This is a genomic window from Streptomyces sp. NBC_00310 (assembly GCF_036208085.1).
GTDB lineage: Bacteria > Actinomycetota > Actinomycetes > Streptomycetales > Streptomycetaceae > Streptomyces.
Genome location: NZ_CP130714.1, coordinates 6,085,846 through 6,101,213, shown reverse-complemented (window position 1 = coordinate 6,101,213; position 15,368 = coordinate 6,085,846). Strand labels below are relative to the sequence as shown.

The following is a 15,368-nucleotide window of genomic DNA, read 5'->3' as shown; positions in this document are numbered from 1 at the left end:
GTGGTGGCCGGCGGGTCAGAGCGCTTCCCTGTTCACCTTGGCTGCCTCTCCCGACCTGTGCACGGGAGGCAGGACACTCCACGGGAAGTTGATCCAGTCGTCCGTCCGCTTCCACACGTACTCGCACTTCACGAGGGAGTGGGACTTCTCATAGATCACGGCGGACCGGACCTCCGCCACGGCGTCGAGGCAGAAGTCGTGGACGAGCTTGAGCGTCTTGCCCGTGTCGGCGACGTCGTCCGTGATCAGGACCTTCTTGTCGGAGAAGTCGATCGTGTTCGGGACGGGGGCGAGCATGACGGGCATGTCGAGGGTCGTGCCCACGCCGGTGTAGAACTCGACGTTCACGAGGTGGATGTTCTTACAGTCGAGGGCGTAGGCGAGGCCGCCGGCCACGAAGACGCCGCCCCGGGCGATGGACAGCACGATGTCGGGCTCGTACCCGTCGTCGGCGATGGTCTGCGCGAGCTCACGGACGGCGGTGCCGAACGCCTCGTAGGTGAGGTTCTCGCGGACGGCCGCGTCGCCGCCGCTCGTCCCGGCCGTCTCCGCGCTCACACCTGGGTCCGGTGGAAGTTGAGGAAGGACCGGGAGGCGGTCGGGCCGCGCTGCCCCTGGTAGCGGGACCCGTACCGCTCGCTGCCGTACGGGAACTCGGCCGGCGAACTGAGCCGGAACAGACACAGCTGCCCGATCTTCATGCCCGGCCAGAGCTTGATGGGGAGGGTGGCGAGGTTCGACAGTTCGAGCGTCACGTGCCCGGAGAAACCGGGGTCGATGAACCCGGCGGTGGAGTGGGTGACGAGCCCGAGTCTGCCCAGGGAGCTCTTCCCTTCCAGCCGCGAGGCGAGATCGTCGGGGAGCGAGATGACCTCGTACGTACTCGCGAGCACGAACTCGCCCGGATGCAGGATGAACGGCTCGTCCCCCTCCGGTTCGACGAGCCGTGTGAGGTCCGCCTGTTCGATGGAGGGGTCGATGTGCGGATAGCGGTGGTTCTCGAACACCCGGAAGAAGCGGTCGAGACGCACGTCGACACTCGACGGCTGCACCATGGATTCGTCGTACGGATCGATCCGCACCCGACCGGCGTCGATCTCGGCCCGGATGTCCTTGTCTGAGAGAAGCACGCCCCGAGGATACGCAAGACGCGCGGACCGCCCCTAACCAGATGGGCGGACCCGCGCGCCTCGGTCCCTGCTATAGCTGCCTCTGCTACCGCTACTGCTACCGCTTCTCCAACGCCACCGGCACGACACTGCGCAACCGGGCGCAGCGTGGGCAGCGCATGAGCCGACCGGGGCCGAGGCGTTCGGCCTGCTGCATCGGGAATGTAGCGGTGCTGAACACGTGCCCATCGGCACAACGGACGACGGTGCGCTCCATCAAGTCCAAGAGTCCCTTCCCCAAGAGCCGCGTCTGGCTGTCGACCTACGTGCTACGTCGACCTGACGACGAAAGCCACATTACGGGATCATTGGGACGGCTCTCCAGGCGGCACTCCGATCCCGTCGAAGGCCCACCCAGACCCTCTTCCGCGCCCCCACCGTACGCCCCAACTCCCGCGCCCCGCAGCCCCATCCCCACCCCGGAAACACCACCGGACCCCACGCCTTCAGCGCGCGGGGCCCGACATGAGGTAAAGTGACGACGCGTTCCGACACCGGCACCGACCGGCGTCTTACGCGGGTGTAGTTTAATGGTAGAACATCAGCTTCCCAAGCTGAGAGCGCGAGTTCGATTCTCGTCACCCGCTCCAGAGAGAAACCCCAGGTCAGCGATCTGGGGTTTGTTTGTTGCCTAGTCCAATTCGGGGGTTGCGTGCCCTCGGCGTGCCCTAAGTCGAGGCAAGGCGACCACGTCCGGGCCACTTGGGGGCCACTCCGGACACCTCGACCCCCTGGCGTCTCGAATGGCGAGACGCATTTCATGTGACCTGCACCACTATTGCGAGTTGAGCTTGCGAAGTCACTTACGCAAAGCGACAGTTCACGGCGCATGCTCTGGCGGCCTACTCAGCAACCGGGCCCGGCTTCGCGAGGCGCGGGTCGAGGCCGTACTGGTCGTGGGCGCCGAGGTTCTCGCGCAGGGTGGGGCCTTCGTAGTCGTCGTGAAACAGGCCGCGTTCCTGCAGGATCGGGACGACCTGGTCGACGAAGGCGTCGAAGCCGTCGTGGTAGCTGTCGACGGCGATCGAGAAGCCGTCGCAGGCACCTGCCTCGAACCACTGCTGCATGTGGTCGGCCACGTCGGCGGCGGTGCCGGCGACCACCGGGTGGTAGTCGATGACGCCGTGGGCGAGCACGTCGCGCAGACTCCAGCCTTCCCGGGCCACTTCGAGGGCGCGGGCGGAGCGCGGGTCGTGCGGGCTGGGTATGGCGTCGGCGAGCTGGTCCGCGGTCAGCGGCTCGTCGAGCTGGCCGGGGCCGAGCGGGAGGCCGAGCATGGCGCCGAGGTAGCGGACGCGTTGGTTCAGGTCGACGACCTCGTCCAGGAGGCGGCGCCGCTGAAGGGCGGCCTGGCGGGAGGGGGCGATAGTCGGCATGAAGCCGGCGAGCATCTTCACCTCGTCCGGGTCGCGTCCGGCGCGCTCGGCGGCGTCCCGCAGGGCCTGGCGCTGGGCCTGGGCGTCCTCGATGGTGTACGGGTTGGCGTAGACGCCGCTGGCGTAACGGCCCGCCAGTTCCAGGCCGTAACTGCCGCCGCCCGCCTGGAAGATGACCGGCTGGCCCTGCTCGGACGGGGGGATGGGCAGCGGGCCGCGGGAGGCGGCGTGCTTGCCCTGCAGATTGACCGGCTGGATCTTGTCCATGTCGGCGAACCGTTTGCCGTCGACGTCGAGAACCCAGGCGTCCTTCTCCCAGCTGCCCCACAGTGCCTGCACGATCTGGATGACCTCGTGGGCACGCTCGTACTTCTCCGCGCGCGGCGGGATCGTCGCGCCGAAGTTCGCCGCGGCGGCGGGGTCGGAGGTGGTCACCGCGTTCCATCCGGCCCGGCCATGGCTGATCACGTCCAGGGCCTTGAACTGGCGGGCGAGATTGTAGGGCTCGGTGAACGTGGTGGAGGCGGTGGTGACCAGGCCGATCCGCTCGGTCTCGCGCGCGAGGACGGTCAGGATCAGCAGCGGGTCGATCATGTGGTGCGGGGCATGGTGGTCGAGGTCGACGTCCAGGACCGGGGTGTCCGCGATGAACAGCAGCTGGACCTTGCCGCGCTCGGCGGCCTGCGCGTAACACACGAACTGGTCCATGTCCGTGTAGCTGTTCAGGTTCGCCCCCGGCAGCCGCCAGGCCCCGGGTGCGGACCCGTAACCACCGCTGAATTGCATGCCCAGGATCATCTGTCGGCTTGTCATGGTTACTCCTCAGACGCGGCAACGAGAAACGGAGAATGTCTCCGGCGGGCGGAGGAACTACTGCCTGTCGAGGACTCCTGGGGTGTCATGCAGGACCACGCTCCGCTGCAGCGGAACCCGCTCCGTGCGGAGCGTGTTCACCGGTACCGCCGGGTCGGCCATGCCGAAGGAGATGCCGAACAGCAGCTTGAGCTCCGCGGGGACACCCAGGAACTCGCGGACGGTGTCGGCGTAGACGCCGAGTACGGTCTGCGGGATGCCGGCCAGCCCCCGGGCCGCCAGCGAGAGCAGGAAGTTCTGCGCGTACATGCCGATGTCGCCGGCCGTCCGCACCCCGTCGCCGAGCGCCGGCATGAACAGGAACGCGGCATGGGGAGCGCCGTAGAACTCCAGGTTCTCGCGGACCGCCGCCCTCCTGCCGTCCCGGTCCGAACGCTCGACGCCCCGGGCCCGGTAGACACTCGCGCCCAGGGCCTGCGACCGCTCGAGGTAGAGGCCCTCGCCGTAGCCATCGGTGAAATCCGGGGAGGTCCGCCCCTCCTCCTCGGCCCGGAGCAGCTCTTTGCCCAGGGCGTCACGCGCCGCACCCGAGACGACGTGCACCGTCCACGGCTGGGTGTTGCTGTTCGACGGGGCCGTCTGTGCGTCTTCCAGCACGCCGCGGATGTCCGAGGGGGACAGGGCGGTGGGCAGGAACCGCCGGGGGGAGCGTCGGGAGCGTGCGATGTCGGTGAAGGGTGATGCGGTGCCGGGCAAGGCGGTTCCTCTCCACGGCGCGCAGTCATCTGCCGCGCTGCGCTGCGCGGAGGCCGCCGCGGCTGCGGACGCACCCTGCGGGTGCCGGCAGGCTTGCGGATGCCCGCAGGCAGCGGCGTGCCGAAGCTGCAGTCCGCAGCGCGAGGGACTGTGCGCTCTTCGTGTTCGGTCTTCGTTCGTGGTGTGCCGGCGTTGCCGCTCTCGTGTCCGTCGCGTGCGCGAGTGCCGCATCGGGTGACTCAGCGGTGGGCGGCGCGGTTCATCTCGACGACGTCGTCGACGGTGGGGTTGGCACCGAGGGCGGCGAAGCGTTCCGGGAGACTGTCGCGGATGGCCGCGTCCTTGGCGCGGTCGGCCGCGGCCAGGGCCGCGGGCAGCTCGTCGAGGGTCAGCTCGGTGCAGTAGGCGGGGCTGTTCGGCTGCTGGCGCCAGGAGTCGGCCAGCGTGCCGGCGTCGTAGGGATCGAAGCCGGTGTCGTCCACGAGCCGCATGGCCACGCGCCGCGCCTCCGCGGAGTCGCCGGCGACGGGGATGGCGAGGCGGCCGGGCGTTCCGGCCGGGACGCCCTTGGTCCGCTGGGTTTCGGCCAGGGCGGCGTTCCACGCCTTGACCACGGGGCGGCCGAGCAGCTCGGCGGTGTACACGCTCTCCACCTGGCCGTTGTCCACCGCCTCGATCGGCTCGCTGAGCATGCCGGGGTAGTAGTTCGAGGTGTCGATGACCACCGTCTCGTCGGGCACCGACGCGAACAGGTCTGCCAGCTGGCCCGCCACCCCGAACGGGATCGACAGGACGATGACGTCCCGGCCCTGGACGGCGGCGTCGGAGAGGTCCGCCGCTCGGGCCCCGGACTCCAGCACCTCCGCCCGGACGGCCTCGGGGCCGCGGGCGTCGGCCACCTGGACGTCGTGACCGGCCGTGCTGAGCTTGGCAGCGAGGTTCCCGCCGATGGCACCAGCGCCTATGACAGTAATTTTCATGATTTGTTCCTTAGGAGGTTGCGCTGCCCCTGGGGGCAGCACGATGTGATGGATGGGTGGTGGTGCCGCCTGGCGTTGCGGGGGCGGAGCGGGGAGCCTGGCGATTTACGCGGGGGTGTCCTGCTGGCGGTAGCCGCTCGCGATGAGCGCGCGGAGCCGGTCGAGCGGCTCCTCCTCGGTACCGGTGCCCTTGATCCAGGCAACGGAACAGGCCGCGAGGAACAGGTCGTGCCCCCGCACCGACGCGCGCACGCGCCCCGCGAGCTGGGCGGCTCGCACGTACTGATCGGTGGCGGTGATGAGGATGTCGCAGGGAATGGTGAGCGGGTTGTCCGGTTCCTGCGCCCTGGCCGCGGCCATGAGCGGGTCGGGCAGACCGCTGAAGGCGCTGAAGTACTCCTCCATCGCCCGCAGCCACTGGTCCAGCGCCTCGGCGGGGTCGCCGAGTTGCTCGATGTCCGCCTGGCGGGCGACCAGTTCCTCGGAGCGCGTCTGCAGCACAGCCGCCAGCAGCGCCTCCCGGGTGGGGAAGTGCCGGTACAGGGTGCCGGGCCCGACGCCCGCCTCCTTGGCCACCGCCTCGAGGGAGGTGCCGACCCCGTGCTGCAGAAAGTGACGCTGCGCGGTCTCCAGGAGGGCAGCGCGGTTGCGCTGGACGTCCGCGCGGGGCTTGCGTCCCCGCTGCTCACCGGCGCTCATTGCACCCTCCTGCCTGCCGCGATCCTGCGGCCGCATCAAAACGGATGCTGCCTCCGTACGTATTCGAGAGTAAAACGGAGGCAGCATCCGGTCAAATGGGCGGCCTGAGCGCGGAGCCCGGACATCGCAGGGGGCCGACATATTCGGCCGTAGAGCGCAGGGCAAAAGCCGTGCGGGCTGCACCATCCCAGAGTGCCCTTGTCCGGCCACTCCCGCGCCGACCCCGGCCCAGTCCCCAGTCCCCGACCCAGGACGTCAGGGCGTGAGCTGCTGGTGTCCGATGACGGAGAGCAGTTCGAGTTTGCTGTGGCTCTCCGTGCCGGGGCGAGTGGTCAGCACCACCAGGGTCTGGGCGCGGTTCTCGGTGTACAGGAGCTGGGCGTCGACGTCGATGCGGCCGAGTTGGGGATGGAGGATGGTCTTGCAGTCGCCGTAGCGGGCGACTTCCTGAAGTTCCCACATGCGGACGAACTCGGGGCTGTGTTCCTGGAGTTCGGCGAGGATCCGTGCCGCTCGGGGGGTATCGCTGCCAGCTGTCAGCGCGGCCCGCAGGCGTGCCGCCTGGGCGCGGCCGTGGCTTTCGTGGGTCTCCTCGGGATACACCAGACGTTCGGCCGGGTCCATGAACCAGCGGTAGTAGCCGCTACTGGCCAGACCGGTGTGGCGGGTCTGGTCGCCGAGCAGCGCGACGGCCAACGTGTTCATCGCGAGGGTGTCGACCAGGTCGGTCGTTACCAGGGCCGGGGAGTCGTCCAGACGGTCCAGGACCCGCATCAGCGTCGGGCTGACATGCTCCGAGCGCAGGAAACGGGCCGGGGCGTTGTGACCGATGAGGACGAAGAGATGGTCGCGTTCGTCCAGGGTCAGCCGCAGTGCCCGGGCGAGAGCCGCGGTGATCTGGACCGAGGGTTGCGGAGCACGCTGCTGTTCCAGGCGGGCGTAGTAGTCGGTGGACATGCCGGCGAGCTGCGCGACCTCCTCGCGGCGCAGCCCCTGCGTACGCCTGCGCGCCCCCTCGACCAGCCCGACGTCGCGGGGCCGCAACATCTCACGTCGGTGGCGCAGGAATTCCGCCAGTTCTTTCTTGTCCATGCCGTCCATCCTCGGCGCATCCCGCCCGGCTATCCAGAGACCGCCGATCCATGGATGGGCAGTCCTCTGCCACCCCTGCGCAGGCGCTCCTACGGCCGCGCCGAGGGCGCTCGCGGCGAGACGACCCGAGGGTCACCTGCCCCTGCGTGACCCGCTGGGAATTTCGCCGACTGCTGGCAGTGCACCGCCTGGGATCAACGCTTTACCGGACCCGGGCCTCGTCGCCCGGCCCGTCCGGCACGACGATGTTCGCCGTGTCAGACGGGCGCTCACGTGCCCTTCGGCGCTCAGGACTGAGCCGGTCGCCTCCGGTGCGACGACGGGGCGAAGCCGAAGGCGCTTCCTTGGCATTCCGCGTCTGTCACAGGTCGGTCAGCTGCCACTGAGCATGGCGAGGACGTCGTCGTAGGAGCCGTTGGCCTGCGCGTCGCGGAGGAACCTGGCGCGCTCGCCGGCCAGTTCCTTCGCGTCGGGCTTTTCGCGCAGCAGGTCGAGGGTCTCGGTGAGGAAGTCGTCCAACGGCATGGATTGTTCGTTGTCTTCCTGGCCCATCAGGGTCGTGCGCACAGCCGGCGGGATGACCTCGATCACCTGGACTCCGGCGTCAGCACCGGCGAGCTGGATGCGCAGGCTCTCGGAGAAGGAGTGCAGCGCGGCCTTGGTCGCGCTGTAGGTCGGTGTGAACGGGAGTGGTACGAACCCCAGCGCGGAGGTGACGTTCATGACGACCGCGTCGTCCTTGCCCACCAGCAGCGGCAGGAAGGCGTATGTCATCCGGATCGTGCCGAGCAGATTGGTCGCGACGTGATCCTCGGCGACCTGGAGTCCGGCCGGGTCCAGGACGCTCTCCAGCAGCTGAATGCCGGCGTTGTTCACCAGGACGTTCAGCCCCGGGTGGCTCGCCGCCACGGTCTCACGGGCCCGGGCGATCGAGTCGGGGTCCGCGACGTCGAGGACGAGCGCGTCGATACCGGGGTGCTCGGCCGCGATCTCGTCGAGGAGTTCCTTGCGCCGCCCGGCGACAATCACCTTGTTGCCGGCCTCGTGCAGGCGCAGGGCCAGACCGAGGCCGATGCCCGAGGTGCCGCCGGTGATCAGGATCGTGTTGCCAGTCATCTTCATGAGGGTCCTGCTCCTTCGGTACGGCGAGCCGGTGAGCGCCCGCAGCCCCGACCGTAGAGACGCCCCCGCAGGGGCGGGAGAGGACGGCTCATCCATGGATCGACGGTCTCTGCCTCGTGAAGCGAACGCCGGCCGTCGGGCTGGGTCCTGCAGAAGCTGGACGGCGGCAGCGGTCCCGGCCGAGGCGTCGTCCACGCCGTCGACTGCGAGGAAGCACCCTCCGGGGCGCCATGGCTCATCCACGCCCGATCGCGCATTACTACAGCGCCTGCGCCGCCGTCCGCACCCCTTACGGCCACCGCGAACTTCCGGAGCTCTACCAGCAGTACAACCGCGCCCACGCCCGTCTCCGCGCTCCAGGCAAACACACCTTCGCCCGCCTCAAGTCCTGGCGACTCGATGGTGGCCGGCTGGGGAGGATCGTCGGTCCATGGATATGTGGTCCTCTCCCGCCCCCGCCGATACACCCCCATAGTCGAAGCTGCCGGGCGCCCGGCCACTGCGGCGAAGGAGAGCATCGCCGAGGCCAACGGCGCCTACGACCAGGTGCTGGCCATGCCGAGCGGCGCCAAGACCTGATCCAGCAACGCAGAAAACGGAGAGCTGAACGTGAAACCCACGAATGAAGACACCGTCGAAATCAGCAGGGCCGTGGCGCTGTGGGCGCACATCATGGACGACCACGAACTGGACCGTCTCGGCGAATGCCTCACCGAAGACGCGGTGTGGGACGGCAGCGTCTTCGGCGGCGACCCGGTCGTCGGGCTGGACGCGATCGTGACCTTCATGAACGCCCCCGGACACGCGAAAGCCCACCACACGACGAACATCGTCGTGTCGGAAGGCCCGGGCGACGAGGTGCGGGCCCGATCCAAAGGTCTGAGCCTGCTGGAGGGCGGCGGTGTCGCCAGCGTCGTCTACGCCGACGACCTGCGACGCACCGATGACGGCTGGCGCATTTCCAAGCGGGTCATCCATCTCACTTGGCCACGTCGCCGCTAGCTAGCACTCATCGCCGGACTCGCCGCCCTGGTCACCTTCGGGACAAAACCGCGCCAACCAGCTGCGAAGCGGTAACGGAGCCGTAGTCATGACCAGGCAAGCCGGTCAGAAGTGCTGCGAGATGGGCTTTGACCGTCCGGCCAGGTGAATGAACTACACAAGCCCGCGCACCTGCTCTGGGGCGCTCCTTGGCTCACCTCTACGAGGACTGGGCAGATCGGGTACTTCGAAGCCCAGCGGTCCGCTTGGTCATGGAGACACCAGCAAGTCTCACGGCGTCGGCTTCTTGTGCCGTTGCTGTGCGACGGGGCAGCCGTTCATTCTCGGGAATGAGTGTCCGGCCGATACTGGCGCACCGATCGGCTCAGCCGTCGCGCCGATTGTGCTCGCGTACTCCGGTGATGAGTACTCCGACGGCGAAGACCAGGACGAGAATGAGGAAGGCGATACCGAGGATGTCCTGGAGTCCACTGGCCAGGCCGCTGTATCCCACGTCGACTCCGACAATCACAGAGCACACACCCGCGACAAGGGCCGTCCAGCCCAGCCAGCCGGCGATCCGGCGGCTGGTGAGGATGGCAGTCCCGAAGAGCGCGAGGGTCAGTCCGAGCAGGATGCGGAAGTAGCTCTGGAATCCCCATTCCAGCCAGCGCACGGTCTCGGCGTTGGCGAAGCGGATCGTCTTCTCCGCGCCCGACGCGCTGACCCATGAGTCCACGGCCTGCTTCAGCCCCACGCCGTCCAGTCCCTGTAGGACAGCCCAGATCGCGGAGGTCGCCACGGCTCCTGCGGCCGCGATCTGCGCAAGCAGGGAAGGCCCGTCGGCACCGCGCAGGACGCGGTACAGCACGAGCAGGCCGCTCAGCGTCACCAGGACGCCAACGAACTGGCCAAGATGAACGGCGATCCAGGTGCCGCTGTCTGCGTACTCGGTGAAGATCGCAGGGTGGTCGTCTTCCTCCCCAGAGGGATGAAGCGTTGCGGTCAAAATGACATTGAGAAGGAAGCCTCCGACCATGAGCCCACCGGCGATCGTCAGCGTGCGGCTTCGCGAGCCGGCCGTATCCGCCCCTTCACCAGTGCGCATGTCCGGACCCATGAACAGACCCCAGTCCTCTCGATGTCACCGACCGACATACATGAGGATCACCAGATGCAGCCGCGCTCCCAGGACACGCAGCGCCGCCTCACCCGAACGAAGTCCGATCGCGGCCGATTGCGCGGCCACCCAGAACCACGCTCGCGCCGGACAAGCCGAACCAGTCTCATCGCCTCGCGGGCTGACCGGCGTTCTCTGGTCACTTGGCACCTTCTGGGGCTGCTGCGTCACTACTGGGTCATCGCGAAACTGCTGGCGACGCTGCTTCTGTTGGTGCACATGCAGCCGGTTGGACACCTCGCCGACGCGGCGGCCCGGGCCGCACTCGCGGGCGGCGAGATGGAAGGCATGCGCATCCAGCTGATCGCCGAGGCGGCCCGCAGCCCTCTTGGCCCTGCTCACCGCGGAAGCCCTGTCGTGTCTTCGAGCCGCGCGGAACGTGGCCCGCCACGGGCGCCGCCGCCGGCGCGAGCAGAGCCTCCTGCCGCGCTGAACGCGTGCCCCGAGGCCGATACGGATGCACTTGGTCAGGTCGTCGGGCATTGCTATCTGACCTCAGCGCGAATGCGCCGGGACGCACTCTCTGAGGGTGCGTCCCGGCGCGTTTCACGCTGAGGCAGGTCAGTGGTAGGCGTGGACGACGGCGTGGCCCTTGCCCCGGCCGATCATCCACTTGTTGACCGGGGTCGTGATCACGAATGCGACGGCGAAGCCGCCGAGCAGCGCAGTCCAGAACAGGGCGTCGGAGAGGTGGGCGTCCATGGCACCGCTGAGGGCGATGACGCCGTTGTCGACGAGTTCCATGATCGCGATGGAGACGGTGTCCGCGGCCAGCGCCACCTTGACGGCGCTCTTGAAGTCCAGGCCCGCCCGGCGGAGGGCGAACAGGGTGAAGGAGTAGCCGAAGACGAACGCCAGGGTGATCGCCAGGACCATGGTGGGCACGTTGCCCCACAGCAGGGCGGTGCCGATGACCATGCCGAGGATCTCGCCGATCGCGCATCCGGTCAGGCAGTGCAGCGTCGCCTTCGCCGCCGTTCCCCAGGACGCCCCCGTGTGCCCGCCGTGCTCGGCGTGGTCGTGAGCGGTTCCGGTGTGGTGAGCGGTGTGGTCCATGACCTCTTCCCCTTCTCGTCCAGGATGACCCGTTCCCGAGCCCCACACCTCCAAACCATATACCCCCTGGGGGTATTTCGTCAGGTGTGTGCTATCCAGGTGGAGGGCCGCCGCACACGGGTGCATCTGCGCCGTCGGGAGGACCTCGAAGTTCTCGGGGCGCGGTTTGCGGCTCGCGCGGTGCTGCGGGCAGCGGGAGGCGAGAAACCCGTGCCCGCCGTGCAGCTGCAGACGTGTCAGTGCACGTGCGCGCCCCCGGTCATCTGCGGCTTGCCGGGGGGTACGAGTCCCAGGGCCACCGCTGCGCTCACCACCGCCGCGAGGGCGCAGACGGTGAAGGCGTCCGTGAAGCCGCCGACGGAGCCGGACTCGATGCCCGAGGCGGCGACCGTGGAGACGACCGCCACGCCGATCGAGCCGCCCACCTCGTGGAAGGTGTTGACGACGCCGGAGGCGAGGCCCGCCTCGTGGTGTTCGGGCGGACACCATCAGGATGTGCGGGTGGTCGCCCTCTTCGCCGACGGTCGCCGGAGGCCGCCCGGGACCCGGGGCGGTCGGCGGCGCCTGTTCGAGGACGGCGTGGGCGTTCGTACCGCCGAACCCGAAGGCGGACACCCCGGCGCGTCCGGGACGGTGCCCGGAGGTGGGCCATGCCGTCGGTTCGGTGACCACGCGCAGGCCCAGCTCGGTGAAGTCGATGTGGGGGTTGGGGCTGTGGAAGTGCAGGCTGCCTGGGATACGGCCGTGGTGCAGGGCCAGTGCGGTCTTGATCAGGCCGATGATGCCGGCTGCGCCTTCGAGGTGGCCCAGGTTGCTCTTGACCGATCCGACGAGCAGCGGCTGGCCGGGCTCTCTGCCGCGGCCGACGACCGCTCCGAGGGCTGCTGCCTCGATGGGGTCTCCCAGCAGGGTGCCCGTCCCGTGCGCTTCGACGTAGTCGACGTCGGCCGCGTCGATCCGTGCGTCGCGCAGGGCGTCGCGGAGCAGCGCTTCCTGCGCCGCCGGGTTGGGTGCCATGAGGCCCGCCGACTGGCCGTCCTGGTTCACGGCGGTGCCCTTGATGACGGCGAGCACCCTGTCGCCGTCGCGCTGGGCGTCGGCGAGTCGTTTGAGCACGACGACGCCACAGCCCTCACCCCGGGTGATTCCGTCCGCCGCGGCGTCGAAGGGCTTGCACCTGCCGTCCACGGCCAGCGCGCCCGCCTGTTCGAACGAGGACGTGACCGCCGGGGACAGGAGCACGTTGACGCCCGCCGCCAGTGCCGTGTCGCACTCCCCGCTGCGCAGGCTGCGGCAGGCCAGGTGCACGGCCACGAGGGACGACGAGCAGGCCGAGTCAGTGGTGAAGCTGGGCCCGTGGAGGTCGAGCAGATAGGACACGCGGTTGGCGGCGATGCTGCCAGCGGCTCCGGTGCTGGTCCACGGTGTCAGGCGTGAAGGGTCCGAGGTGGTCAGATGCCCGTACTCGAGCGAGCTCAGGCCGACGAAGACGCCGGTGGGGGTGGACCGGAGGGCATGGGCGGGTACTCCCGCGTGGTCCAGCGCCTCGCAAGTGACTTCGAGCAGCAGCCGCTGCTGGGGGTCCATGCCTTCGGCCTCGTGGGGCGTGATGCCGAAGAACTTCGCGTCGAATCCCTCGATGTCGTCGAGGAAGCCGCCCCACCGTGTGGTGGACTCCATCAGGGCGGTGACGTCGGGCGCCGTGCCGGCGAAGTTGGGCCAGCGCACTTCGGGCACCTGGCCGACCGAGTCCGTTCCTGCCAGGAGCTGCTCCCAGAACGCGTCCGGCCCGTGCACGTTTCCCGGCAGGCGACAGCCGATGCCGACGACGGCGACGGCATCGGCTGCCGCTTCGCCGGACGTACGGGGCTGCTCGTCCGACTCCGCGGTGTCGGCGTCGTCGGCACCCGCCAGGGCGCTGACCAGTTGTCCGATGGTGGGATGCTCCCACAGCAACGTGGCGGACAGTGGCCGGTCGAGCATCTTCTCCAGCTCGCCGGTCAGTCCGACGGCGTCGCGGGAGGTGAGGCCGTACTCCGCCAGCGGGCGGGCGTCGTCGAGGTCTTCCGGGGAGATGCCGCTGATGTTCGAGACCAGTTGCACCAGCGCGTTCCGCAGTTCGGCCGCGCCCGACCCGGAGCGGCTGTCCGTAGTGAAGGTGACAGTCCGGCTGTCCTCGACCGGCTCCTGGTGTCCGCCTGGCTGCCTCATGCGTTGCCGGTCTCCCTCTGTGCTTGCGTGTCGGAGCTCCAGGCACCCTGGAGGTACTGCTCACGGCAGGCGCCGCGGGAGACCTTCCCGCTGGTGGTGTGGGGCACGGTGCCCGGCGGGGAAAGGACGAAGTCATGGAGGGCGACGGCGTGACCGGCGGACACCGCAGCGCGGACGGCGCGGGCCGCCTCGTCCCGGACACCGTGGGGTTCCGCGAGGTCACGGGCGTGCTCGGCGACGACGACCAGGCGTTCTCCGTCGTCGGTGAGGACGGCGAACGCCGCGGTGTGATGACGGCGGATCGCCGGGTGGGCGTTCTCGACGGTGTGCTCGATGTCCTGCGGATAGTGATTGGTGCCGTCGATGATCACGAGGTCCTTGATGCGGCCGCTGATGTAGAGGTGTTCGCCGTACCGCAGCCCCAGATCGCCTGTGCGCAGCCAGTGACACGCGCGGTCGCCCGATTCGTCGCCGTGGAGGGTGGCCCGGAAGGTGGCTTCGCTCTGTTCCGGGCGTCCCCAGTAACCGCGTCCGACATTGGGTCCGCGCAGCCAGATCTCACCGACGCACCCGTCCTCCAGACGAACGCGGGTGACCGGGTCGACGATGGCCGCCTCCTGGCCGGTGGGCTGTCCGCAGCCGACCAGGCGGGTCACGGCCTGTGCCCCGGTGCCCTCGGCCGCACGGGCGGTGCCGGCCGCCAGCGCGTCCCGGTCGAAGCAGGTGACAGTCGGTTCCTCCCCGGCCGGAGAGGCAGAGACGAACACGGTCGCCTCGGCCAACCCGTAGGACGGGCGCATGGCTGTGCGGACCGCGCCGATCGGGGCGAAGGCCTGCTGGAACCGTCGGAGCGTCTGCTCGGCAATGGGTTCGCTGCCGTTGACCATGGCAGTGACCGATCCCAGCGACAGCTCGCCGCGCTCCTCGTCGGTGACGCGGCGCGCACAGTAGTCGTAGGCGAAGTTGGGGGCGGCGGTGAGCGCTCCCGGGTACTGAGTCAGCAGCCGCAGCCACCTGACGGGCTGCTGGACGAAGGCCAGCGGGTCCATGAGCACGGAGTGGACGTGGCCGACGACAGGCAGCACGATCGCCAGGACGAGCCCCATGTCGTGGTACAGCGGAAGCCAGCCGACAGTGCAGTTGCGCCCGGAGCGGATGCCGTACGCCTCCAGGGCCTGGCGTGCGTTGGCGCACACGTTGGCGTGGGTGATCTCCACGCCGGACGGCATGCGGGTTGAGCCCGAGGTGTACTGCAGGTAGGCGCAGTCCTCGGGGCGCGGATGAGCGGTCTCCCCGCATGTCGGTACGCCCCCTGGCACCGGCCCCGCGAGCAGGTCCCGCTCGGTGACCACGCGTACGCGGAGGCCGTCCTGGTTGGCGCAGAACTTCTCCGCCGTCTGAAGCGCATCGGGGCTGGTGAGGGCGAGCACCGGGTCGGCGTCGGCGAGCGCGGCGGCGAGCTTCTCCGCATGGCCGGGCAGGGACGGGGGAAAGAGGGGCACGGCGATCGCGCCGGCGCACGTGGCTGCGAGAAAGCCGACGACGTAGTCCAGGTTCTGCGGCCCCACGACGGCCACGCGCTCGCCCGCCGCTCCGGCGTGGCGCAGGGCCGTGGCGAAAGTACGTACCCGCTTCTCCAGCTGGCGCCACGTCAGACGGGACGAAACTCCGGCGCGGTCGGTGCTGAAGTCCACGAAAGTAAAAGCTGTTTCATCGGGGGTTTGTGCTACGGCCTGAGCGAGATGGTCGCTGATCGTTTCTCTCACGGTTTCCAGCACTGAGTCACCGAACCTTCGTACCGGGCAAGGAATGGACTCTTCGGCCGTCAGCCCGTCAGGCGGATATGAAGACAGCCGTCGCCGCCCATCAACGCATCCAATGAATAGTGGCAGTGGTGAGAAATCAGCCAAACACAAAGGCTTGCCGGGCTTCC

The 15,368-nt window shown here is 69.0% G+C and carries 14 protein-coding genes, 1 tRNA gene and 1 pseudogene; 4 read left to right on the top strand and 12 right to left on the bottom strand.

Annotation, left to right across the window (positions count from 1 at the left end):
- Positions 1-15: 15 nt before the first annotated feature.
- Both OG202_RS26800 and dcd read right to left on the bottom strand, forming a co-directional pair.
- Complete coding sequence (locus OG202_RS26800; protein WP_326579908.1) at positions 16-558, bottom strand: phosphoribosyltransferase; 543 nt, start codon at positions 556-558, stop codon at positions 16-18.
- Positions 555-1,130 (bottom strand): dCTP deaminase, encoded by a 576-nt coding sequence (gene dcd, locus OG202_RS26795; protein ID WP_171141551.1) that lies wholly within the window; start codon positions 1,128-1,130, stop codon positions 555-557. Before dcd ends, OG202_RS26800 begins: the two co-directional genes overlap by 4 nt.
- 555 nt (positions 1,131-1,685) lie before the next feature.
- On the opposite strand from dcd, the gene OG202_RS26790 reads away from it, so the two are divergent.
- A tRNA-Gly gene (locus tag OG202_RS26790) sits at positions 1,686-1,759 on the top strand.
- Positions 1,760-2,011: 252 nt separating this feature from the next.
- Here OG202_RS26790 and OG202_RS26785 read toward each other — a convergent pair.
- The 6 genes from OG202_RS26785 to OG202_RS26760 form a co-directional block, all read right to left on the bottom strand.
- The gene (locus OG202_RS26785; protein WP_328223718.1) at positions 2,012-3,358 is read right to left on the bottom strand and encodes an NtaA/DmoA family FMN-dependent monooxygenase; all 1,347 of its coding nucleotides are present in this window, start codon (positions 3,356-3,358) and stop codon (positions 2,012-2,014) included.
- A gap of 57 nt (positions 3,359-3,415) precedes the next feature.
- On the bottom strand, positions 3,416-4,114 hold the full coding sequence (locus OG202_RS26780; RefSeq protein WP_328223717.1) for a nitroreductase: 699 nt from the start codon (positions 4,112-4,114) through the stop codon (positions 3,416-3,418).
- Positions 4,115-4,353: 239 nt separating this feature from the next.
- Positions 4,354-5,094 carry an NADPH-dependent F420 reductase gene (locus OG202_RS26775; RefSeq protein ID WP_328223716.1) on the bottom strand — a complete coding sequence of 247 codons (741 nt, stop codon included), beginning with the start codon at positions 5,092-5,094 and terminating at the stop codon, positions 4,354-4,356.
- Positions 5,095-5,199: 105 nt separating this feature from the next.
- A complete protein-coding gene (locus tag OG202_RS26770) occupies positions 5,200-5,793 on the bottom strand; it encodes a TetR/AcrR family transcriptional regulator (RefSeq protein ID WP_328223715.1) in 594 nt (197 codons plus the stop codon).
- A 255-nt stretch (positions 5,794-6,048) separates the two neighbouring features.
- A complete protein-coding gene (locus OG202_RS26765) occupies positions 6,049-6,885 on the bottom strand; it encodes a helix-turn-helix transcriptional regulator (protein ID WP_328223714.1) in 837 nt (278 codons plus the stop codon).
- A gap of 372 nt (positions 6,886-7,257) precedes the next feature.
- A complete protein-coding gene (locus tag OG202_RS26760; RefSeq protein WP_328223713.1) occupies positions 7,258-8,007 on the bottom strand; it encodes an SDR family oxidoreductase in 750 nt (249 codons plus the stop codon).
- 123 nt (positions 8,008-8,130) lie between these two features.
- On the opposite strand from OG202_RS26760, the pseudogene OG202_RS46580 reads away from it, so the two are divergent.
- The 3 genes and pseudogenes from OG202_RS46580 to OG202_RS26745 all read left to right on the top strand — a co-directional run.
- Positions 8,131-8,244: pseudogene (locus OG202_RS46580) on the top strand (DUF6233 domain-containing protein); the annotation flags it as partial.
- A 201-nt stretch (positions 8,245-8,445) separates the two neighbouring features.
- Positions 8,446-8,586 carry a hypothetical protein gene (locus tag OG202_RS26750; RefSeq protein WP_328224801.1) on the top strand — a complete coding sequence of 47 codons (141 nt, stop codon included), beginning with the start codon at positions 8,446-8,448 and terminating at the stop codon, positions 8,584-8,586.
- 30 nt (positions 8,587-8,616) lie between these two features.
- Positions 8,617-9,009 (top strand): nuclear transport factor 2 family protein, encoded by a 393-nt coding sequence (locus OG202_RS26745; protein ID WP_328223712.1) that lies wholly within the window; start codon positions 8,617-8,619, stop codon positions 9,007-9,009.
- A 364-nt stretch (positions 9,010-9,373) separates the two neighbouring features.
- Here OG202_RS26745 and OG202_RS26740 read toward each other — a convergent pair whose 3' ends face one another.
- From OG202_RS26740 to OG202_RS26725, 4 genes are all read right to left on the bottom strand, one after another.
- Complete coding sequence (locus OG202_RS26740) at positions 9,374-10,096, bottom strand: hypothetical protein (RefSeq protein WP_328223711.1); 723 nt, start codon at positions 10,094-10,096, stop codon at positions 9,374-9,376.
- A 36-nt stretch (positions 10,097-10,132) separates the two neighbouring features.
- Positions 10,133-10,510, bottom strand: coding sequence for a hypothetical protein (locus OG202_RS26735; RefSeq protein ID WP_328223710.1), 378 nt, complete (start codon positions 10,508-10,510; stop codon positions 10,133-10,135).
- A 219-nt stretch (positions 10,511-10,729) separates the two neighbouring features.
- Positions 10,730-13,435 carry a beta-ketoacyl synthase N-terminal-like domain-containing protein gene (locus OG202_RS26730; RefSeq protein WP_328223708.1) on the bottom strand — a complete coding sequence of 902 codons (2,706 nt, stop codon included), beginning with the start codon at positions 13,433-13,435 and terminating at the stop codon, positions 10,730-10,732.
- Positions 13,432-15,201: a fatty acyl-AMP ligase gene (locus tag OG202_RS26725; RefSeq protein ID WP_328224728.1), complete on the bottom strand. Its 1,770-nt coding sequence runs from the start codon at positions 15,199-15,201 to the stop codon at positions 13,432-13,434. Before OG202_RS26725 ends, OG202_RS26730 begins: the two co-directional genes overlap by 4 nt.
- Positions 15,202-15,368: the final 167 nt, after the last annotated feature.

Excerpts from the sequence above, each read along its gene's own strand:
- OG202_RS26785 (WP_328223718.1), bottom strand. The coding sequence starts at position 3,358 with ATGACAAGCCGACAGATGATCCTGGGCATGCAATTCAGCGGTGGTTAC.
- OG202_RS26775 (WP_328223716.1), bottom strand. The coding sequence starts at position 5,094 with ATGAAAATTACTGTCATAGGCGCTGGTGCCATCGGCGGGAACCTCGCT.
- OG202_RS26770 (WP_328223715.1), bottom strand. The coding sequence starts at position 5,793 with ATGAGCGCCGGTGAGCAGCGGGGACGCAAGCCCCGCGCGGACGTCCAG.
- OG202_RS26765 (WP_328223714.1), bottom strand. The coding sequence starts at position 6,885 with ATGGACAAGAAAGAACTGGCGGAATTCCTGCGCCACCGACGTGAGATG.
- OG202_RS26760 (WP_328223713.1), bottom strand. The coding sequence starts at position 8,007 with ATGAAGATGACTGGCAACACGATCCTGATCACCGGCGGCACCTCGGGC.
- OG202_RS26740 (WP_328223711.1), bottom strand. The coding sequence starts at position 10,096 with ATGCGCACTGGTGAAGGGGCGGATACGGCCGGCTCGCGAAGCCGCACG.
- OG202_RS26730 (WP_328223708.1), bottom strand. The coding sequence starts at position 13,435 with ATGAGGCAGCCAGGCGGACACCAGGAGCCGGTCGAGGACAGCCGGACT.